Here is a 20,263-nt window from a genome sequence, read left to right as displayed (position 1 = left end):
GATCAGCCCTGGTGCTTGAGAATGTACTCGGTGGCGTCACCGACGGTCTTGAGGCCCTTGACGTCGTCGTCCGGGATCTTCACGCCGAAGCGCTCCTCGGCGGCCACCACGACCTCGACCATCGACAGCGAGTCGACGTCCAGGTCGTCGGTGAAGGACTTCTCCGGCTGGACGTCCTCGGTCGGGATACCGGCGATCTCGTTGACGATCTCGGCGAGACCGGTGACGATCTCTTCCTGCGTAGCGGCCATGTTGGCGCTCCTTCTGCTGTGTTTCGTTGGGGATGAGCGGACTAGGGGAGAGTAACGACCGTCGCGGCGTACACGAGACCCGCCCCGAAGCCGATGACGAGAGCGGTGTCGCCGCTCTTCGCCCGGCCGGTTGCCAGCAGCCGCTCCATCGCCAGTGGGATGGAGGCGGCCGAGGTGTTGCCGGTCGTCTCCACGTCACGGGCGACGGTCACGTGCTCCGGCAGTTTGAGAGTCTTCACCATCGAGTCGATGATCCGCATGTTCGCCTGGTGCGGAATGAAGACGTCCAGGTCCTCCGGAGCCACGCCCGCGGCCTCCAGCGCCTGGGCGGCGACCTTGGCCATCTCGTACACGGCCCACCGGAAGACCGTCTGGCCCTCCTGGCGCAGCGCGGGGAACTTCTCCGGACGGCCGTGGCGGTACTCCTCCCACGAGACCGTCTGGCTGATGGCGTCGGCCTTGTCGCCCTCCGAGCCCCAGATGCTGGGGCCGATGGCCGGCTCGTCCGAGGGGCCGATCACGACGGCGCCGGCGCCGTCGCCGAACAGGAAGGCGGTGGAGCGGTCCTCCAGGTCCGTCAGGTCGGAGAGGCGCTCCACACCGACCACCAGCGCATAGCGGGCGCTGCCGTCGACGATCAGTCCCTTGGCGATTGTCAGCCCGTAGCCGAATCCGGCGCAGGCGGCGGACACGTCGAACGCCGCCGCCCGGTCGGTGCCCAGCCGGTGCGCGATCTCGGTCGCGATGGACGGCGTCTGCTTCAGGTGGGAGACGGTGGAGATGATCACCGCGTCCACCTGCTCCGGGGCCAGTCCGGCGTCCGCGATGGCCTTGCCGGCCGCGGCCAGCGTCATCTCGGCGACGGTCTCGTCAGGTCCGGCCCAGTGGCGGGTCGCGATCCCGGAGCGGGACCTGATCCACTCGTCGGAGGAGTCGATGTGCTTCAGGATCTCCTCGTTCGGCACCACACGTGTGGGCCGGTATCCGCCCACACCGAGGAGGCGCGCGTACGGGGCGCCCTGCGGGGGCTTGATTCTCGAGGTCATGGACTTCGGGGCTCCTATTCGGCAGTGCCGTGTTCGGCGATCAGCGCGCGGGCCGCGTCGAGGTTCGCGGGGCTCTTCAGCGCGAGAGCTCTCACTCCCGGCATGGCGCGCTTGGCCAGGCCGGTGAGGGCACCCCCCGGGCACACCTCGATCAACGCCGTGGCGCCGCGGTCCCGGAAGGTCTCCATGCACAGGTCCCAGCGCACCGGGTTGGCCACCTGCCCGACCAGTCGCGACAGGAAGCCGGTGCCGTCCGGGACGACCCCGCCGTCCTTGTTGGAGACGATCGGCAGCCCCGGGTCGCTGACCCGGACCTGCTGCACCGCCTCGGTCAGCGCGTCGACCGCCGGCGCCATGTGGCGGGTGTGGAACGCCCCCGCGACCTTGAGGGGGATCACCCGGGCGCCGGCCGGCTTGTCCGCGGCGAGCGCCGCGAGCTGCTCGGCGGTGCCGGCGGCCACGATCTGTCCGGCACCGTTGACGTTGGCGGGGGTTAGTTCGAGCTTCTCCAGATGGGCCAGCACGGTCTCGGAGTCGCCGCCGAGCACCGCCGACATGCCGGTGGTGGTGACGGCCGCCGCCTCCGCCATGGCCTCTCCCCGCTTGCGGACGACCTTCATGGCGTCCTCGGGGCTCAGCACACCGGCGGTCGCCGCTGCGGTGATCTCTCCGACGCTGTGTCCGCCGACCACCGCCACCCCCGCGGCGGCTGCGGCTTGGGCCAGGGTCCCGGGGGCCGCCGTGTCGCCGGGCTCGGAGCCGTCGAGCAGCGCGTGCGTGGCGAGCATGCCGGCCGCGACCAGCAGCGGCTGGGCCACCGCGGTGTCGCGGATCGCGTCCGCGTCGGCCTCGGTGCCGTAGTGGGCAAGGTCAAGCCCGGCGACCTCGGACCATGCCGCGAGGCGGTCCGCTGCACCGGGGAGTTCGAGCCAGGGAGCCAGGAAGCCGGGCGACTGAGCGCCTTGGCCTGGAGCGACGAGTACGAGCACTCTCCCACTCTCTCTTGTGGGCGCGGGTCCCCGCCGGTGGGGACCGGGACGAAGAACGGTCGGGGGAATTGTGGGGCCTCGACAAAGACGTCCGTCAGACGCGGACTCGCTCCTCGCCCGCCCTGAGTCGTCCCAGGATCAGGGCGATGCGGAGGGTGAAAGCCGAACGCACGTCGGAGGGCGACCAGCCGGTGACGTCGGTCACACGTCGCAGCCGGTAGCGGACGGTGTTGGGGTGCACGAACAGCATCCTCGCCGCGCCTTCCAGACTACTGGCCTGTTCCAGGTACACGCTGAGTGTCTCCAGCAGCGCGGAGCCCGCCGATTCCAACGGCCTGTAGATCTCCTCCACCAAGAGGTCCCGAGCGGCCGGGTCCCCGGCGATCGCGCGCTCCGGCAGGACGTCGTCCGCGAGCACCGGCCGCGGGGCGTCCGGCCAGGCGTCGCACGCTCGCAGCCCTGCCGCGGCGGCCTTGGCCGAACCGGTGGCCGACAGCAGGTCGCCGACGACCGGACCGGCCACCACGGGCCCGGTCGCGAACGGTCCGATCAGTGACCGGGCGGTCTTCAGCGGATCGTCGGACCCGCCGGCCACCACCACGAGCCGGGTGCCCAGCACCCCGGTCAGTACCTGGATCCTGGCGTGCCGGGCCGCGCGGCGGATGGCCTCCACGGTGAGTTCACTGTCGCCGTCCGGCGCGGTGCCGAGCACCACCGCCACGTGCTCCGGAGCGCTCCAGCCCAGAGCCGCCGCCCGGGAGACGGTGCCTTCGTCCGCCTCCCCGGACAGGACCGCGTTGACCACGAGCGATTCCAGTCGGGCGTCCCACGCCCCGCGGGCCTCGGCGGCCTGCGCGTACACCTGCGCGGTGGCGAAGGCGATCTCCCTGGCGTACACCAGCAGGGCCTCGCGGAGCACGGACTCGTCACCCGGCGCGGCCACCTCGTCGATGGCCGTCTCCACCACCTCGATGGTGGTGCGGACCATCTCCACTGTCTGCCGGAGCGTGACCGCCCTGGTCAGCTCCCGGGGCGCGGTGCCGAACACGTCGGTGCTGATCGCCTGCGGTGCCTCCGGGTGCCGGAACCACTCGGTGAACGCCGCGATTCCCGCCTGGGCCACCAGACCGATCCAGGAACGGTTCTCCGGAGGCATCGCCCGGTACCAGGACAACTGGTCGTCCATCCGGCTGATCGCGGCGTTCGCCAGCTTGCCGGAGAACTGTTCCAGACGCCGCAGGGTGGCGGCATGCGGGTGTTCCGGCAGGGGGCTCGGGGTGGACTCAGCGAATTCGGGCACGGGGTCAAGCCTGCCTCATTCCACCCGCTCGGGACGACACGGGTACCCGCTCCCCCTCCGGCGTCCGACCCGGGCGCGGAAGTGTCCGGCCCCCCCGCGCGTCCCACGTGATCCCGCCGGCCCGCGGGTACGGTGGCAGCCATGCTCACGGTGCGACGCGCGGCGGAGAGGTACCGGGGAGGCGAGCCCCGGGCCGGCATCGAGACGCGGCACGCCTTCTCGTTCTCCGGCTTCTACGATCCGCGAAACACCGGTTTCGGCCTGCTGGTGGCCTGCAACGAGGAGCGGCTGGAGCCCGGAGCGGGCTTCACGGAACACGCCCACCGGGACCTGGAGATCGTCACCTGGGTGCTCTCCGGGGAACTCACCCACCAGGACAGCGCTGGGCACACGTGCGTCGTCCGACCCGGCGACGTGCAGCGGCTCAGCGCCGGCGGCGGCATCCGGCACGTCGAGCGGAACGCGGGTCCGGAACCGCTGCGCTTCCTCCAGATGTGGCTGGTGCCCACTGTCTTCGGCGGCGTTCCGGAGTACGAGGTGGTGCGCGGCATCGCCGACGGCACCCCCTACGCCCTGTCCCGGGCCGACGCGGTGCTGCACGTGCGACGGATGGCCGACGGGCAGCGGACCGCGGTGCCTCAGTCACCGTGGACATACGTGCACCTCGTCCGCGGCGGGCTGCGGCTCGACAGCGAGGAACTCGCCGCGGGCGACGCGGCGCGGATCATCGGGGCGGAACCGGCGGACGCCACCGCGGCGGGGTACAGCGAGTGCCTGATGTGGGAGATGCACGCCGAGCCCTCCTACGGCTGAGAGCACCCCCTGGCACACGGAGGCGCTCCGGGAACGGCGTGCGCCGGGGGTGCCTGCTCCGGCGCGTCGCGCGCGCCGGGAATACGCGGCCGGACGACTGGCTTTCCTCCGCCGTCCGGCCGCGACTCCTCAGGCCGGCGCGGAGGCCCGCAGCTCGTCCAGCACGGCGTCGGTGAAGGGCGGCCAGGCCTCGATGGCCCAGGTCCCGAAGGCGCGGTCCGCCAGAGCCACGCAGGCGGCGCCGGCGTCGGGATCCACCCACAGGAAGGTGCCCGCCTGCCCGAAGTGGCCGAAGGTCCGCGGGGAGGAGCGGGACCCGGTCCAGTGCGGGGACTTGCCGTCGCGGATCTCCAGGCCGAGCCCCCAGTCGTTGGACTGCTGGTGCCCGTAGCCGGGCAGGACACCCGACAGCCCGGGGAACACCGGTGCTGTCGCCTCGGCGAGGGTCTGCGGGGCGAGCAGGCGGGGGTGCTGCAACTCCGCGGCGAACCGGGTGAGATCGGACAGGGTGGAGACGCCGTTCTTCGCGGGGGAGCCGGTCAGTTCGGTGGAGTCCATGCCGAGCGGCTCCAGCACCGCCTGCCGCAGGTACTCCGCGAACGGGATGTCCGTCACCTTGCTCAGGTGGTCGCCGAGTACCTCGAAACCGGCGTTGGAGTAGAGCCGCCGGTTGCCGGGCTCCGACATCGTGCGGTGCTCGTCGAAAGCCAGCCCGGAGGCGTGGGCGAGTAGATGGCGGACCGTCGAACCGGGGGGTCCGGCCGGTTCGTCCAGCTCGACCGCTCCCTCCTCGACGGCGAGCAGCACGGCGTAGGCGGCCAGCGGTTTGGTCACCGAGGCGAGGGCGAAGCGCCGATCCGCCGGCCCGTGGCTGCCGGCCAGGGTCCCGTCGGCGCGCACCACGGCGGCAGCCGCCGCGGGCACCGGCCAGTTGTCCATCTTCCGCAGGCTGTCCATGACCCCGAGCCTAAGCGTTGTGCCGTACCGCCCCGTGGGCGCCGGGGCCGGAGCGTGGCCCCGGACGGCCGGCCAACACACCGTGAGGTGCCCTCTTGCCTGGAGCGCGCTCGAACCCCTTAGCGTTTCGGTATGGCTGTCACCGAACCCCATGCCTGCACCGCAGTCGCCCGCCCCGACCGTCCGGCCGGGACGGGGGCGGCGGAGCAGGCGGTGCTTCGACGACCGGACGGCGAGGACCGGTACACGATCAGTGAGGTCGCCGCTTCCACCGGCCTGAGCGTCTACACCCTGCGGTGGTACGAGCGCATCGGCCTGATGCCCCACATCGACCGGTCGCACACCGGGCAGCGGCGCTTCAGCAACCGGGACCTCGACTGGCTCGCCCTGGTCGGCAAACTCCGGCTGACGGGTATGCCGGTCGCGGACATGGTCCGCTACGCCGAGCTGGTGCGGGAAGGTGCGCAGACCGTCGTCGAGCGGGAGCAGCTGCTCGTCCGGACCCGCGAGGACGTGCTGCGACGGATCGACGAGCTCCGGGGCACCCTCTCTGTGCTCGACTACAAAATCGACCTCTACGCGGACGCCCGGCAGCGTGCGGATGTGCGGAGCGCGGAAGGCGCGGCTGCTCCGGGGGGCGGCCGCGCCGGGTGAGCCCCGGCCGGTGCTCACCCGGCGCGGCCGCAGGTCCGTGCCCCCGTGGCCGCGCCCGCAGGGATCAGAGCTCCGCCAGCAGCTCCGACTTCTTCTCGGCGAACTCGTCGGCCGTCACCAGGCCCGCGTCCCTCAGCTCGCCGAGGTGGCGGATGCGTTCCGCTATGTCCGCCGGATCCGCCCGAAGGGCCGCCGCGGCCTGCTGCCCCGGCGCCGAGACCCCGGAGGCGTGCGCGGGGACCGCCGCCCGGTCGGTCTCCCGTACCGCGGCCAGCACGGCGGCTGCCAGCGGCAGGGACTCGTGCACCAGGCCGTAGCCCAGGCCGAAGACCACTGCTGCCGGGTCCTGGTCGGCTGGCTCCGCCGGGCCGTCCGGTGGGTCGGCGAGCCGGAGCAGCCGCAGGTGGCCGTTCAGCAGCTCCGGAGAGCGCCACCGCACACCGGTCAGCTCCTCGATCGGGAAGCTCTGGTTCCCCGCCTTCCACTTCGCCGAGCTGGCGCCGGTGCGGAACCACCGGAAGGTCACCGCCTCGCCGTCGAAGGCCGCCTTGCCGTCGTACGCCTTGAACTGGAGCGGTGCCTGCGGAGGCGCCACCAGCAGCGAGTCGGACGCCTCGGCGGCCTCCGGACCCAGCCGCTCGCGCACGGCGGAGGCGCACCGCTCGGCCTGCTCCACCCGCTCGGCAGGCAGCAGCAGCCGGTACGGGTCGGTGGCCTCCTTGAGCTGCCCGCCGGCCACCTCCAGCAGGGGGTCCGCGCCGGAGCGCGGCACCGCCCGGAGCGCCACCGTGCCGCGCCGGCCACCCGGCGACACGTCGATCCTGCTCAGCGCCTCGTACGGGACACGCCGCTCGCGGAGCACATGGAAGAGCTTCGGTGTGCGGATACCCCGTTCGAAGCGGATGAGCACGGAGTCGGTCCCGAACTCCCAGGTGGAGTGGATCCCAGCCAGTACGTCACCCATGAGGGCCATCGTATGCGTCCTCCGCCCGTGCGTCCCCCCGGAAGCATGCACACTCGTTACTTCCGGGCGACGGAACCGTAATCACCGGTTCCGAGAGCTGCCAGACTGCGGAGCGTGGTGCTTCCCGGCACGAAGTAGCCGGTGTGGCCGGTGACGCCCTCGGTGCTCAGCAGCCGGGCGCCGAACCGGCGCGCGGCCGGGTCGGGGCCATGGCCCAGGCCGCCGAGTTCCAGGTGCGGTATCTCGGCGATCCAGTCGTCCGTGGCCTGGGCCGCCCACAGCCTGATGTTCCCGCCCTCCAGGTCCGCCGCCCGGTCGGCCCGCACACCGGGGCTGCCGGCGACGGCGATGTCCGTCACCCGTTCCGGTGCCTCGTGCGCGGCGAGCCCGCAGACCACGGAGCCGTAGCTGTGGCACATCAGCGCCACCGTCGCCGCTCCCGGCAGTGCGCCGACCATCCGGTTCAGCCGCTCCGAACCCTTGCGGGCCGACTCGCCGGTGGCGGCGTCCGTGCCCACGCCCCGGGGGGCGCCGTAGTCGGCCCAGGCGATCGTCGCAGTGCCCTCGTCGCCGCCTGGGCGGCTCTGGCCGGCGTGCAGCGCCTGCGCCATCCCCACCGGGGCGGTGTATTTCAGACGGGTCCGCTCGAAGGTGAGCAGATCGGTGTCCACGCCGGGCACCACCACCGATATCCGCCTCGCCGTGCTCAGGTCGCCGAACACCTCGGCGGCCCGGCCGCGACCGGAGGGGTCGAAGGCGAGGAGTTGCCGACCGGCCTTCAGCAGGGAGGCGAAGCGGTTCATCCGGCGCCCCGCGGTGTGCTGCCCGGCCTCGGTCAGTCGGTCGTCGGTGGTGCGCCGCCTCTCCTGCTCCACCGCGGCGGTCAGCGCCAAGCGGTTCGCCCGGTAGCGCAGTGGTACCGGGACGCCGTCAAGGTTTCCGACCATCAGCGGATGGCGCCGGGCCAGTCTCCGCTGCGTCGCCCGCCCGAGCGAGCCGAAGAACACGGCGATCTGTGTCGGGTCCGCGTCGGCCGGAGGCAGGGAGCGGCCGCCGACGGTGTCGTCACGCCACTCCTGGAGGGCGACGGCGCGCGGTCCCGGCTCGCTGTGGCGGTTGTGCAGCGCCGTCCATCCGGTGGTCGCCAACAGGACGAGCACGATCGCGAGCGTGAGGACGACCCGCCAGCCGGCGGAGTCGGTCAGCGCGACGTCCGTGAGGCCGGGAGCGGGGAGTGGCGGGGCGAATTCGGGCAGGGAGTTCACAGGGGACACACCCTAGGAGACGCAGTACGTAGGGGAAGGGGAGGCGTGAGGGATCTCACGTTTCGATTGCTCTTCCCCGGCGGCCCGCGGGTCGGCCGTCGGTCCGAATTCTGCCGGACGACGACGCCGGGCTGCCTCCATGGGGCGGAACCTGTGGACGGGCACGCGACTGTGGACAACTCCGGCCTTCGTCCCGGTGAACCGGGCGGCTTGCTCTTGGCGAGGAGAGGGACGGGCATCGAGCCTGGTCACAGACCGGTCGCGGGGGCTTCCCGCAGCCGGTGCAGATTCCTGCCGAGGAGCCCCCGATGCAGAGCACCACCACCCCCGCCCGGAGCTGCCGCGCCGTCTCTCCCTTCACACCCACCGTCGGACGCGAGGCCGCCACCCGTCGGGGAACCGGCCGACGAAGGGAGGGGCGAGCCTCCGGTGCCGAGCCGTCCCGTAGTCCCGCGGTGCTCTTCCGCCGCCTGTCCGTCCTGGCGGCCTCGGCGGCCCTCGTCACGACGCTCGGCCCCGCGACTCCGGCGCACGCGGCGCCCCGGCTCGGGGACTGCGCGCAGGGAAGTGTCTGCCTGTGGCAGTACCCGGGGTTCAACGGCGACCGCTACTCCTACGAGCTGCTCGACACCGGAACGGGGGAGTGCACGGCCTTTCCGGAGAGCGCCGGCGCGGCTGCCCTGGCGAACCGCGTGGGCAGACCGGTCACGGCCTACCAGAGCGCTGTCTGCGACGACACCGGTGACTTCCAAACCTACCCTTCCGGCTCATGGGCCCCGGAGTCCCCGTACGCCGTGCGCGCGTTCAAGGTCTGGGAACGATGAGCGGCCGAGAGCTCTGCCACATGCTCGCGGAGCTGCCGCACCTCCTCGGTCAGCTCGTTCACCGCCGCGGTGTGCCGTGCGTAGTCCGCTTCGTCCTGGTCCGAGCGCGCGATGAACCAGGCGGCGATGTTCGCGGTGACGGTACCGAGCAGCGCGATCCCGGAGAGCATCAGCCCGACGGCCAGCACCCGGCCCATGCTCGTGGTCGGGGCCGTGTCGCCGTACCCCACGGTCGTCATCGTGGTGAAGGCCCACCACACGGCGTCCCCGAGCGTGTGGATCGTGGCGTCGGGGGAGTCGCGCTCCACCTCCAGCACCGCCAGCGAGCCGAAGACCAGCAGCCCCGCGCAGGCACCGGCCACGTAGGTGGTCAGCCGTACCTGGCTGACCAGCCGGGCCCGCTGGCCCACCAGGACCAGCGCCGAGACCAGCCGCAACAGCCGCAGCGGCCGAAGGAGCGGCACCAGGACGGCGAGCAGAGTGAAGGGGTGCCGGCGCACGTAGCGCCAGCGGTCCTCCGCCAGGGCCAGCCGTACCCCGTAGTCGACGGTGAACGCCAGCCACACCGTCCACTCGACGACCTGGCAGGCGCGGAGCAGCAGCCTGCTCAGGTCCTCGACCACGATCGGCACCGCGTAGGCGACGGCGAACAGCACCGCCATCGCCATCAGGGGCGCCTCCGTGCGCCGCTGCCACTCCCGGGCCCGTATCCCCCGCTCGGTCTCCCTCTGTGCGTTCACGCTGCCGCATCTTATGGGGGGCGGCACTGTGGCCCCGGAGCCGGGCACACCGCGGCCCCGGCGAGGGCGGCCGGGTGGCCTGCCCCGCCGGGGCCGCAGCAGTGGGACTCGTCCCGTTCGTCAGGCGTCGCCGCCAGCAGCGCCCGGGTCCGCCGCGCTCACGTCGAGGAGCTGGTAGCGGTCCAGCGCCCGCTTCGGTGCCGAGCGGTCGATGCTGCCCTCCCGAGCGAGCTCGGTCAGCACCCCGAGCACGATCGACTGCGCGTCGATGTGGAAGAAGCGGCGGGCCGCCCCGCGGGTGTCGGCGAAACCGAAGCCGTCCGCACCCAGCGACTGGTAGGTGCCCGGCACCCAGCGGGAGATCTGGTCCGGTACCGACCGCATCCAGTCCGACACGGCGACCACCGGCCCCCGAGCGTCCTGGAGCTTGCGGGTCACGTACGGCACCTGCTGCTCCTCGTCCGGGTGCAGGAGGTTGTGCCGCTCCACCGAGACCGCCTCGCGGCGCAGCTCGTTCCAGGAGGTGGCGGACCACACGTCGGCCTTGACGTCCCACTCCTCGGCGAGGATTCGCTGGGCCTCCAGCGCCCAGGGCACCGCCACCCCGGAGGCCAGGATCTGTGCCGCGTGGCTGCCCCGCTCCCCCTCGCGGTAGCGGTGCAGGCCCTGGAGGATGCCCTCCACGTCCACGCCCTCGGGCTCGGCCGGCTGCGGGGTCGGCTCGTTGTAGACGGTCAGGTAGTAGAAGACGTCCTCGGCGTTCTCCCCGTACATCCGCCGCAGACCGTCCTGCACGATGTGCGCGATCTCGAAGCCGAAGGCCGGGTCGTACGCCACGCAGGCCGGGTTCGTCGAGGCGAGCAGCTGCGAGTGGCCGTCCGCGTGCTGGAGGCCTTCACCCGTGAGGGTGGTCCGCCCCGCGGTGGCGCCGAGCACGAAGCCCCGGGCCAGTTGGTCGCCCATCTGCCAGAACTGGTCACCGGTGCGCTGGAAGCCGAACATCGAGTAGAAGACGTAGATCGGGATCAGCGGCTCGCCGTGCGTCGCATAGGCGGAGCCCGCGGCGATCAGCGAGGCCGCGCAGCCCGCCTCCGAGATGCCGTCGTGCAGCATCTGCCCGTTCGGCGACTCCTTGTAGGCGAGCAGCAGCTCCCGGTCCACGGACTCGTAGGTCTGCCCGAGCGGGTTGTAGATCTTCGCCGACGGGAAGAAGGAGTCCATGCCGAAGGTGCGGTACTCGTCCGGCGCGATCAGCACGAACCGCTTGCCGATCTCCTTGTCCCGCATCAGGTCCTTCAGCAGGCGGACGAAGGCCATCGTGGTGGCGATCGACTGCTGGCCCGACCCCTTCTTCACCGTGGCGTAGGTCTTGTCGCTGGGAAGTTGCAGCGGCTTGGAGCGGTCCACCCGAGTGGGCACGTAACCGCCGAGCTCGTGCCGCCGGTCGTGCATGTACTGGATCTCTTCGGAGTCGCGGCCCGGGTGGTAGTAGGGCGGCGCGCCGTCCTCCAGCTCCTTGTCCGTGATCGGCAGGTGCAACCGGTCGCGGAAGCGTTTGAGGTCCTCGGCTGTGAGCTTCTTCATCTGGTGGGTCGCGTTGCGGCCCTCGAAGTTGGGGCCCAGCGTCCAGCCCTTCACGGTCTGCGCCAGGATCACCGTCGGCTGGCCCTTGTGCTCCTTGGCCGCCTTGTACGCTGCGTACACCTTGCGGTGGTCGTGGCCGCCGCGGCCCAGGTGCAGGATCTGCTCGTCGGTCATGTTCTCGACCATGGCCCGCAGCCGGTGGTCACCACCGAAGAAATGGTCCCGGATGTAGGCGCCGGTCTCGGTGGCGTAGGTCTGGAACTGGCCGTCGGGCGTGGTGTTGAGCTTGTTGACCAGCACCCCGTCCCTGTCCCTGGCGAGCAGTGGGTCCCAGGAGCGGTCCCAGATGAGCTTGATGACGTTCCAGCCGGCGCCGCGGAACTGCGACTCCAGCTCCTGCATGATCTTGCCGTTGCCGCGGACCGGGCCGTCCAGGCGCTGGAGGTTGCAGTTCACCACGAAGGTGAGGTTGTCCAGTCCCTCACGTGCGGCGATGGAGAGCTGGCCGAGAGACTCCGGCTCGTCCATCTCACCGTCCCCGAGGAAGGCGTAGACCTGCGACTTGGAGGTGTCGGCGATGCCGCGGGCCTCCATGTAGCGGTTCATGCGGGCCTGGTAGATCGCACCGATCGGACCCAGACCCATCGAGACGGTGGGGAACTCCCAGAAGTCCGGCATCAGCCGCGGGTGCGGATAGCTGGAGAGCCCGTCCGGTGCCTTTGACTTCTCCTGCCGGAAACCGTCCAGGTGGGTCTCCGAGAGGCGGTCCAGCAAGAAGGCACGTGCGTAGATGCCGGGAGAGGCGTGCCCCTGGAAGAACACCTGGTCGCCGCCGTCGCCCTGGTCCTTGCCGCGGAAGAAGTGGTTGAAGCCCACGTCGTAGAGCGAGGCCGAGGAGGCGAAGGTGGCGATGTGCCCGCCGACCCCGATGCCCGGCCGCTGCGCGCGGGAGACCATCACCGCCGCGTTCCACCGGGTCGCGTTCAGGATCTTGCGTTCGATTTCCTCGTTGCCGGGGAAGAACGGCTCGTCCTTGGTCGCGATCGTGTTGACGTAGTCCGTGCTGCGCATCTCCGGCACGGCCACACGCTTCTCGCGGGCGCGCTCGATGAGGCGGAGCATCAGATAGCGGGCACGTTCCCGGCCCCGCTCGTCGACGGCTGCGTCGAGCGAGTCGAGCCATTCCTGGGTCTCTTCGGGATCGAAGTCCGGGACCTGGCTGGGAAGGCCGCCAATGATGATCGGGTTGCGATCGGATCCGGAAGCCACGCTGTTCCTTCGCTGCTCGGTCTTGCTCTGCTGGTGTCGCGCCGACTCCCATCGTGTACCGCTGGGGCGCGTACGTCATCTCTACTGCGAGGTAACTGCGGCTGCCTCCGGCCGCGAAGGCCCGTCGAACGCGGCCGCACGCCGTCGCCGGCGCGGTCGGCCAAACCGCAACCTTACGCCCACCCCGCCGAGGAGCGGCGTACGGCCGTTCGGCCCTGTCGCCCCTGCGGTGGCCGGGGCGGCCGGGGGAGGTCGCTCCGTGATCCTGCTGTCGGGTCAACGGGCGACCGGGAGCCGGGCGGGCGGCGGCCGGCCCGGCCGCTGTGTCGCAGATCACCGCGACTTGCGCCTTGTGGGGCGAGACGTCAACGTTTGGGCGGGACAGACGGCTGGGTACTTGCGCGATCCGCCCGGCACGTGTGGACTACGCCCAAGTACCTCGCGCCTGCGCGGGGACACCAACACATTCGAAAGATGTCAGGAGGCAATCCGTGAGCGCGACCGCGGACCACGCGGAGGAGCGGACGAACCCTGCCGCCAGGTTGGGTTTCCAGCCCGGACAGGTGGTCCAGGAGCTCGGCTACGACGAGGACACCGAGCAGGCACTCCGCGAGGGAATCGAGGCCATCACGGGCAGTGAGCTGGTCGACGAGGAGTACGACGACCTGGCTGACGCCGTGGTGCTGTGGTTCCGCGAGGAAGACGGCGATCTGACGGACGCGCTGGTGGACGCCATCGGGTTGGTCGACGACGGAGCCCCGATCTGGCTGATGACGCCGAAGACCGGCCGCGACGGCTATGTGGAGGCGAGTGACATCGGCGAGGCCGCCCAGACGGCCGGACTGCAACAGACCAAGCCGCTGAACCTGGGCAAGGACTGGACGGGAAGCCGTCTGGTCACCCCGAAGGCCAGCCGCGCCGGAAAGGGCTGATCCGAGCCGACCCGGAGCACGGCGTTCCGGTCCGCTGCCCCTGAACAATGCTGCAGTTCCGCGCGCCCCCGACGGCTTCCGCCGTCGGGGGCGCGCGGCTTTCCCGGCACCGGGGGCCGATGGCGCAGCCCGTAGGCTGGGAGCCCGAACGAGTGGAGGGACGAACCCGCCCATGGCCATCGAGGTCGGCACTGCCGCTCCCGACTTTTCGCTGCGGAACCAGCACGGAGAGACCGTCGCGCTCCCCGGCTTCCGTGGGAGGAAGCACGTCGTGCTGGTCTTCTTCCCGTACGCGTTCACCGGCACCTGCACCGGCGAGCTGCAGGCGCTCGGTGAAGTGCTGCCCGAGCTCGTCAACGACGAGGTGCAACTGCTGGCGCTGTCCAACGACCCGACGTTCGCCCTGCGCGTATTCGCCGATACCGAGAGATTCGCCTTCCCGCTGCTCTCGGACTTCTGGCCGCACGGCCGGGTGTCGCGCGCCTACGAGGTGTTCGACGAGGACAAGGGCTGCGCCGTGCGCGGCACTTACGTCATCGACAAGGAGGGCGCGGTGCGCTGGAGCGTCGTCAACGGCCTCCCGGACGCTCGCGACCCGGAGGAGTACCTGAAGGTACTCGCGGAACTTCGCTCCCCCTGAGCAGGGAACCGATCACTAGGATCGAGTCGTTCCGCAGTAAGCATCCGCAGAAACGGGGGCACGCACCGTGCTCCCGGATCAAGAACTATTGGGAGGACTTGTGGGAGTCAGCCTCAGCAAGGGCGGCAACGTCTCGCTGACCAAGGAAGCCCCGAACCTGACGGCCGTCCTGGTGGGTCTGGGATGGGATGCCCGTACCACCACGGGGTCGGAGTTCGACCTCGACGCGAGCGCGTTGCTGACGAACCCGCAGGGCAAGGTCGCGAGCGACCAGAACTTCGTCTTCTTCAACAACCTCAAGAGCCCCGACGGCTCCGTCGAGCACACCGGTGACAACACCACCGGTGAGGGCGATGGCGACGACGAGGCCATCAAGGTCAACCTGGCCGCGGTGCCCGCGGACGTCGACAAGATCGTCTTCCCGGTCTCGATCTACGAGGCCGAGACCCGGCAGCAGAGCTTCGGCCAGGTGCGCAACGCCTACATCCGGGTGGTCAACCAGGCGGACGGCGTCGAGCTGGCCCGGTACGACCTCACCGAGGACGCCTCCACCGAGACAGCCATGGTCTTCGGTGAGCTCTACCGGCACGGTGCCGAGTGGAAGTTCCGGGCGATCGGCCAGGGCTACGCCTCGGGGCTGCGCGGCATCGCACAGGATTTCGGCGTCAACGTCTGAACCGTTCCGCACCGCAGCAACGTCCCTGGAGAGGGGACCGGGCCGGAGGCCGAGCCCTCCAGCGGGACGGCTCCCGGGCGGGCGCTCCCGGTCCCGGCAGCAGCAGGCGCCGCAGACTTCCCGTTTCAGGAGGTGTGCGGCGCCGCTCGGTTCGGCTGGAGTAGTCGTCACACATCGGGGAGAGGAAGCAGTACATGGGTGTCACACTCGCCAAGGGGGGCAACGTCTCCCTCTCGAAGGCCGCGCCGAACCTCGCGCAGGTACGGATCGGGCTGGGCTGGCTGCCCAGGTCCACTACCGGCGCCGCGTTCGACCTGGACGCGAGCGCCCTGCTGTGTTCCGGGGGAAAGGTGCTGGGGGACGACCACTTCGTCTTCTACAACAACCTGAAGAGCCCCGAGGGCTCGGTCGAGCACACCGGTGACGAACTCGTCGGCGGGACCGGCGGGACCGGCGGGGGCGACGACGAAACAGTCCTGGTGGATCTCACCCTGGTGCCGGCCGGTGTCGGCAAGATCGTCTTTCCGGTCTCGATCTACGAGGCGGACGCCAGGCGGCAGACCTTCGGTCAGGTGGCCGACGCCTACATCCGGGTGGTCAACCAGGCGGACGGCGAGGAACTGGCCCGGTACGACCTCACCGAGGACGCCTCCACCGAGACGGCGATGATCTTCGGTGAGCTCTACCGCTACGGAGCCGAGTGGAAGTTCCGGGCTGTTGGGCAGGGGTACGCGTCCGGCCTGCGCGGCATCGCTCTAGACTTCGGCGTCAACGTGACGTAGAGGACGGCGCGCGCCACGCGGTCCGGTCGCGCTCGGTGCGTGGGGGATCTTCGTGCGAGAGATGGGAAATGCAGTGGTTCTGAGAACCTTTGGCTGGTCCTTCGGCGTCACTGCCGCCGGGCTGGCCTTCGCCGCCTATTTCTGGGGGTGGGAGGGCTTCGCCGTCGTGGCGATCCTCTCCATTCTGGAAATCTCGTTGTCCTTCGACAACGCGGTGGTCAACGCCGGTGTGCTGAAGAAGATGAACGCCTTCTGGCAGAAGATCTTCCTCACGATCGGCATTCTGATCGCCGTTTTCGGTATGCGGCTGGTGTTTCCCGTCGCGATCGTGGCGGTGACCGCGCAACTGGGGCCGATCGAAGCGGTGGACCTTGCCCTGCGCGAGCCCGGCCAGTACGAGCAGATCGTCACGGACGCCCACCCGGCGATCGCGGCGTTCGGCGGGATGTTCCTGCTGATGATCTTCCTGAACTTCCTCTTCGACGAGCGCGAGCACAAGTGGATCGGCTGGCTGGAGCGCCCGCTGTCCCGCCTGGGCAGGGTCGACGGGCTCGCCGTCTGCTTGGCCCTGATCGTGCTGCTCGGCACGGCGACACTGCTCGCCCCGGTGGCGCACCAGTACGCCGGCCACGCGGACAAGTCAGGGACGGTGATGCTCGCCGGAATCGCCGGCCTGATCACGTATCTGATCGTGGGAGGCCTCTCCGGCCACTTCGAGAACAAGCTGGAGGAGGACGACGAGCGCGAGCAGGAGGCGCTGGAGGCCGCGCAACGTTCCGGCAAGGAGACCACCGCGGTGGGCGTGGCCGGCAAGGCCGCCTTCTTCCTCTTCATGTACCTCGAGGTGCTGGACGCGTCCTTCTCGTTCGACGGAGTCATCGGCGCCTTCGCCATCACCAACCACATCTTCTGGATGGCGCTGGGCCTGGGCATCGGCGCCATGTACGTCCGGTCGATCACCGTCTACCTGGTCCGCCAGGGCACGCTCGACGACTACGTCTACCTGGAGCACGGCGCGCACTACGCGATCGGCGCGCTGGCCGCGATCCTGCTCGTCACCATCCGGTGGGAGATCCACGAGGTGATCACGGGCATGATCGGGATCACGCTGATCGGTATCTCGTTCTGGTCCTCGATCCTCCACAACCGCCGCAAAGCGGGCGAGGGCGGAGAAGAGGGTGGTGCCGCGGCGAAGCCGAAGGTGACCTCCGGCGTGTGAATGTCGCGTAAACCCGGTGTCACCGGGGACTGATTGCGGAACGCTCTCTACGGGGCGGCTGTCACGGCGGTCCGGGCCGAGAGGCTCGGAGCGGTCCGGCGGGCGGCCGCCCCGCGGCATGATCGAGCCCGGGGGCGTCGGGGATTGGGGGCACGTGTGGTTTCGTTGTGGCAGCACTGGAGGAGCGGTATCACCCGCCGGGGGCCGAAGTTCGACACCGTGGGCGGTTCGTCGACCTACGCGACCGAACTCACCAAGCGCTACCCGAGGATCTCGCTCACCCGGGAGGGCGCGGCGAGTGGAACCATGCGGATCAACCTCTCCTGGCGGATGAGGCCCTCCGACCTGCACGAGCGCCCCCGCCGCCGCGCCTCGTTGCGGCATCCGCTGGAGATGCTGAAGCCGGAGCCCGTCCACGCCCACACGCAGGGCATGGTTAACGTCGACCTGGACCTGGCCTGCATGTACGAACTGACGGACGGCACCAAGGGCGTCGTCCAGCCGCTCGGCGGCTTCCAGGGGGCGATGAACGAGCCGCCCTACGTCAAACTCAGCGGCGACGACCGCTTCGGTTCGGGCAGCGGCGAGACGATCTACGTCAACATGGACCAGTGTGAGAACCTCAAGAGGCTCCTCGTGTTCGTGTACATCTACGACGGCACCCCGGCGTTCGACCGTACCCACGCCGTGGTGACGCTGGTCCCGAGCAACGGCTCCCACATCGAGGTCGGCCTGGACGAGCGGGCCCCGGACGCCCGGTCCTGCGCGGTGCTGATGATGGAGCACGAGAAGGGCGAGTTCGTCGTGCGCCGGGAGGTCCGCTACGTCTACGGCTTCCAGGCCGACCTCGACCGGCTCTACGGCTGGGGGCTGACCTGGGGGCGCGGCTACAAGTCGCCCTCCCGCCGCTGAGCCGCCCCCTGCCCGTCCCCGCCCCGCCGCGACCCCCAGCGTTCCGCCCCGCCACGGCGCTGGCGGAGTCAGCGCTCGAGGAACTGCGGTCCCTGCGGAGGCAGCGTGAAGGCGGGATCCGGCTGCGGGTAACCGTAGGCCTGCTGCGGAACCGGTTGCGGATACCCGTAGCCCGCCGGCGGGTGCCCGGGCTGCTGCGGATAGCCGTAGCCAGCGGCAGCGGGCACCGTCGGATGGCCGGGCATCGGCTCCGGCGGCAGCGGAGCCGGCTCCGCCGGACCCGGCGGCTCCGGGGCAGCCGCTTCGGGCGCCTCCGGGTCGGTTTCCGGCCCTGCGGCCGGTGTCCCATCCCGGTTGGCCGACTCCGCGGACCCGCGGGCCCCTGGGACTGCCGCCGCCTCCGGACCGGTCGGCTCCGCGTCCGCGCCGTCGTCCACGTCCGCGCCGTCGTCCACGGACACCCCGAACGCGGTCGCCAGTCCGACCAGGCCGCTGGTGTACCCCTGGCCCAGAGCCCGGAACTTCCAGCCGCCCTGGCGCCGGTACAGCTCGCCGCAGATCAGCGCCGTCTCCTCGCCGGTCTCCGGGGCGATATCGAAGCGGGCCAGCGACTCACCACTGGCGGCGTCCCGCAGTAGCAGCCTGAGACCGCCCTCCACCTGGGCGAACGTCCCGCCGTCGGCCGAGGCGGTGAGCAGCACGCGGTCGACCGTCTCGTCCAGCGCGGTGAGGTCCGCCTCGACGGTGTCGGTCAAGCCCTCCGGCTCACGGGTTTTGGCCAAATGACGCACCAGGCCGGACGGGTGCCTCGGCTGGTTGTAGAACACGAAATCGGCATCGGAGCGCACCCGGCCCGTGGCGCCGAGCAGCAGCGCGGAGGCGTCGACGTCGGGTGCGTCCGCTCCGGACGTCCAGCGCAGCACCGCCCGCACCGCCGCCGCCTGTAGCTGGATGTTCGAGCCCTTGGCCATTGCGTGCGTCATACCCGTCATCCTGCCCTTCGGGCGGTGTCCGGGACAACGCAGCGGCCGCAGGCGGCGCGGCCCCGCGAGGACCGCCCAGGTCAAGCGGGCGGCAAGGCGAAGTTCACGGCCGTGGGGACCTTTGGCCGGTTCTCGCACGTACGATGACATGCGGGGCCCCAGAAGTGAGCCCGGTGAACCAGCGGCGAAACGGGGGCCCATGCGTCATTTTCGACATCTTCCTCCGGACGTCCGGCGTTCGCTCTTCCACCGCGAGCCGGGGGAGTTCACCCCCGACGGCCCGAGCCGGACCCTGTCCGTCGCGCTCGGGGCGACTCTGTACAGCCCCGCCACGCGTCCGCGGCTGGCCGAGGACATCGTGAAGCAGGTCCGCCGAGGCGTGGTCTCCATGGTGCTCTGCCTGGAGGACTCCATCGCCGACGACGAGGTCGCCGCGGCCGAGACGAACCTCGTCGCCCAGCTCGTGGAACTGCACCGCGTCATTCCGGACACTCCGGCCGATCATCCGCTGGTCTTCGTCCGGGTGCGTGAGCCGGAGCAGATCACCGACCTGGTCCGCCGGCTCGGCTCGGCCGCCCGGCTGCTCTCCGGGTTCGTGCTGCCGAAGTTCACCGAGGATCGCGGGGTCCCGTTTCTGGAGGCGCTCTCGGACGCGGAGCATTGCGCCGGCCGGAGGCTGTTCGCGATGCCGGTCCTGGAGTCGCCGGAACTGATGTACCTGGAGAGCCGCACCGCGACCCTCGCCGGAGTGGCCCGCGCCGTCGACAAGTACCGGGACCGGGTGCTCGCGCTGCGGATCGGGGTCACCGACTTCTGCTCGGCGTACGGCCTGCGCCGGACCCCCGACATGACCGCCTACGATGTGAAGCTCGTCGCGACCGTGATCGCGGACGTGGTCAACGTCCTGGGCCGCTTCGACGGCACCGGGTTCACCATCACCGGTCCGGTCTGGGAGTACTTCCGCATCCAGGAGCGCATGTTCAAGCCGCAGCTCCGCCGCAGCCCGTTCGCCGGCCGCGGCGCCGAGAGTCTGCGTGCCGACCTGATCCAGCACGACATGGACGGACTGCTGCGCGAGATACAGCTCGACCGGGTGAACGGGCTGCTCGGCAAGACCTGCATCCACCCCTCGCATGTGGCGCCGGTCCACGCGCTGTCCGTGGTCAGCCACGAGGAGTTCAGCGACGCCGGCGACATCCTCAGGCCCGAGCGCACCGGCGGCGGCGTGCTCCGTTCGGCCTACACGAACAAGATGAACGAGGTGAAGCCGCACCGGGCCTGGGCCGAACGCACCCTGCTCAGGGCTGAGGTGTTCGGTGTGGCCCGGGAGGAAGTCGACTTCGTCGATCTGCTCGCGGCCGGCCTCAAGTGACCCGGGCCCGCGCCCGTCCGCGCGTTCCAGACCGTGTTCCGGGCCGCGTCCGTGTGTGCCTGCGAGGCACGGGCGCCACTGCACCGGCCGC

The 20,263-nt window shown here is 70.7% G+C and carries 20 protein-coding genes; 10 read left to right on the top strand and 10 right to left on the bottom strand.

The genetic code is table 11. From position 1 onward, the window contains the following. Positions 1–2: 2 nt before the first annotated feature. From H300_RS0117765 to H300_RS0117750, 4 genes are all read right to left on the bottom strand, one after another. Complete coding sequence (locus tag H300_RS0117765; protein WP_028428513.1) at positions 3–251, bottom strand: acyl carrier protein; 249 nt, start codon at positions 249–251, stop codon at positions 3–5. 41 nt (positions 252–292) lie between these two features. After that, positions 293–1,297: a ketoacyl-ACP synthase III gene (locus tag H300_RS0117760; protein ID WP_028428512.1), complete on the bottom strand. Its 1,005-nt coding sequence runs from the start codon at positions 1,295–1,297 to the stop codon at positions 293–295. 14 nt (positions 1,298–1,311) lie between these two features. Next, positions 1,312–2,286, bottom strand: coding sequence for an ACP S-malonyltransferase (locus tag H300_RS0117755; protein WP_028428511.1), 975 nt, complete (start codon positions 2,284–2,286; stop codon positions 1,312–1,314). A 94-nt stretch (positions 2,287–2,380) separates the two neighbouring features. Beyond that, on the bottom strand, positions 2,381–3,586 hold the full coding sequence (locus H300_RS0117750) for a helix-turn-helix domain-containing protein (protein WP_028428510.1): 1,206 nt from the start codon (positions 3,584–3,586) through the stop codon (positions 2,381–2,383). A gap of 141 nt (positions 3,587–3,727) precedes the next feature. Between H300_RS0117750 and H300_RS0117745 the strand changes: the two genes are divergently transcribed. Continuing rightward, on the top strand, positions 3,728–4,399 hold the full coding sequence (locus H300_RS0117745) for a pirin family protein (protein WP_028428509.1): 672 nt from the start codon (positions 3,728–3,730) through the stop codon (positions 4,397–4,399). Positions 4,400–4,528: 129 nt separating this feature from the next. Here H300_RS0117745 and H300_RS0117740 read toward each other — a convergent pair whose 3' ends face one another. Next, a complete protein-coding gene (locus tag H300_RS0117740) occupies positions 4,529–5,356 on the bottom strand; it encodes a serine hydrolase domain-containing protein (protein ID WP_028428508.1) in 828 nt (275 codons plus the stop codon). A 132-nt stretch (positions 5,357–5,488) separates the two neighbouring features. Here H300_RS0117740 and H300_RS0117735 point away from each other — a divergent pair, with 132 nt between their 5' ends. After that, positions 5,489–6,010 carry a MerR family transcriptional regulator gene (locus H300_RS0117735; protein WP_028428507.1) on the top strand — a complete coding sequence of 174 codons (522 nt, stop codon included), beginning with the start codon at positions 5,489–5,491 and terminating at the stop codon, positions 6,008–6,010. Between the two features lie 64 nt (positions 6,011–6,074). Here the strand turns inward: H300_RS0117735 and H300_RS0117730 are convergent, their stop codons facing one another. Next, the gene (locus H300_RS0117730) at positions 6,075–6,974 is read right to left on the bottom strand and encodes a DUF4429 domain-containing protein (RefSeq protein WP_028428506.1); all 900 of its coding nucleotides are present in this window, start codon (positions 6,972–6,974) and stop codon (positions 6,075–6,077) included. Positions 6,975–7,030: 56 nt separating this feature from the next. Then, positions 7,031–8,239 carry an alpha/beta hydrolase gene (locus tag H300_RS27540; protein ID WP_486583923.1) on the bottom strand — a complete coding sequence of 403 codons (1,209 nt, stop codon included), beginning with the start codon at positions 8,237–8,239 and terminating at the stop codon, positions 7,031–7,033. Positions 8,240–8,547: 308 nt separating this feature from the next. Between H300_RS27540 and H300_RS0117720 the strand changes: the two genes are divergently transcribed. Next, positions 8,548–9,063: a peptidase inhibitor family I36 protein gene (locus tag H300_RS0117720; protein ID WP_078516104.1), complete on the top strand. Its 516-nt coding sequence runs from the start codon at positions 8,548–8,550 to the stop codon at positions 9,061–9,063. Here the strand turns inward: H300_RS0117720 and H300_RS27535 are convergent. Both H300_RS27535 and aceE read right to left on the bottom strand, forming a co-directional pair. Next, the gene (locus H300_RS27535; RefSeq protein ID WP_051270155.1) at positions 8,994–9,731 is read right to left on the bottom strand and encodes a potassium channel family protein; all 738 of its coding nucleotides are present in this window, start codon (positions 9,729–9,731) and stop codon (positions 8,994–8,996) included. The genes H300_RS0117720 and H300_RS27535 overlap by 70 nt on opposite strands. A 192-nt stretch (positions 9,732–9,923) precedes the next feature. Then, positions 9,924–12,656: a pyruvate dehydrogenase (acetyl-transferring), homodimeric type gene (aceE, locus tag H300_RS0117710; protein ID WP_028428504.1), complete on the bottom strand. Its 2,733-nt coding sequence runs from the start codon at positions 12,654–12,656 to the stop codon at positions 9,924–9,926. A gap of 491 nt (positions 12,657–13,147) precedes the next feature. Between aceE and H300_RS0117705 the strand changes: the two genes are divergently transcribed. The 6 genes from H300_RS0117705 (at position 13,148) to H300_RS0117680 (ending at position 17,817) form a co-directional block, all read left to right on the top strand. Beyond that, complete coding sequence (locus tag H300_RS0117705) at positions 13,148–13,588, top strand: DUF3052 domain-containing protein (protein WP_028428503.1); 441 nt, start codon at positions 13,148–13,150, stop codon at positions 13,586–13,588. Positions 13,589–13,760: 172 nt separating this feature from the next. Continuing rightward, positions 13,761–14,228 (top strand): peroxiredoxin, encoded by a 468-nt coding sequence (locus H300_RS0117700; protein WP_028428502.1) that lies wholly within the window; start codon positions 13,761–13,763, stop codon positions 14,226–14,228. 100 nt (positions 14,229–14,328) lie between these two features. Further along, entirely contained in the window at positions 14,329–14,904 is a 576-nt protein-coding gene (locus H300_RS0117695) for a TerD family protein (RefSeq protein ID WP_028428501.1), read from the top strand. Positions 14,905–15,098: 194 nt separating this feature from the next. Continuing rightward, on the top strand, positions 15,099–15,686 hold the full coding sequence (locus H300_RS0117690) for a TerD family protein (RefSeq protein ID WP_028428500.1): 588 nt from the start codon (positions 15,099–15,101) through the stop codon (positions 15,684–15,686). A 73-nt stretch (positions 15,687–15,759) separates the two neighbouring features. Further along, a complete protein-coding gene (locus tag H300_RS0117685) occupies positions 15,760–16,905 on the top strand; it encodes a DUF475 domain-containing protein (protein ID WP_028428499.1) in 1,146 nt (381 codons plus the stop codon). Between the two features lie 156 nt (positions 16,906–17,061). Next, the gene (locus H300_RS0117680; RefSeq protein ID WP_051270154.1) at positions 17,062–17,817 is read left to right on the top strand and encodes a Tellurium resistance; all 756 of its coding nucleotides are present in this window, start codon (positions 17,062–17,064) and stop codon (positions 17,815–17,817) included. A gap of 68 nt (positions 17,818–17,885) precedes the next feature. On the opposite strand, the gene H300_RS0117675 is transcribed toward H300_RS0117680, so the two are convergent. Next, complete coding sequence (locus tag H300_RS0117675; RefSeq protein ID WP_028428497.1) at positions 17,886–18,800, bottom strand: TerD family protein; 915 nt, start codon at positions 18,798–18,800, stop codon at positions 17,886–17,888. A gap of 199 nt (positions 18,801–18,999) precedes the next feature. On the opposite strand from H300_RS0117675, the gene H300_RS0117670 reads away from it, so the two are divergent. Next, entirely contained in the window at positions 19,000–20,172 is a 1,173-nt protein-coding gene (locus tag H300_RS0117670) for an HpcH/HpaI aldolase/citrate lyase family protein (RefSeq protein WP_028428496.1), read from the top strand. Positions 20,173–20,263: the final 91 nt, after the last annotated feature.

It is taken from the genome of Streptomyces sp. TAA040 (assembly GCF_000424845.1).
This window is presented reverse-complemented; position numbering and strand designations above follow the sequence as displayed.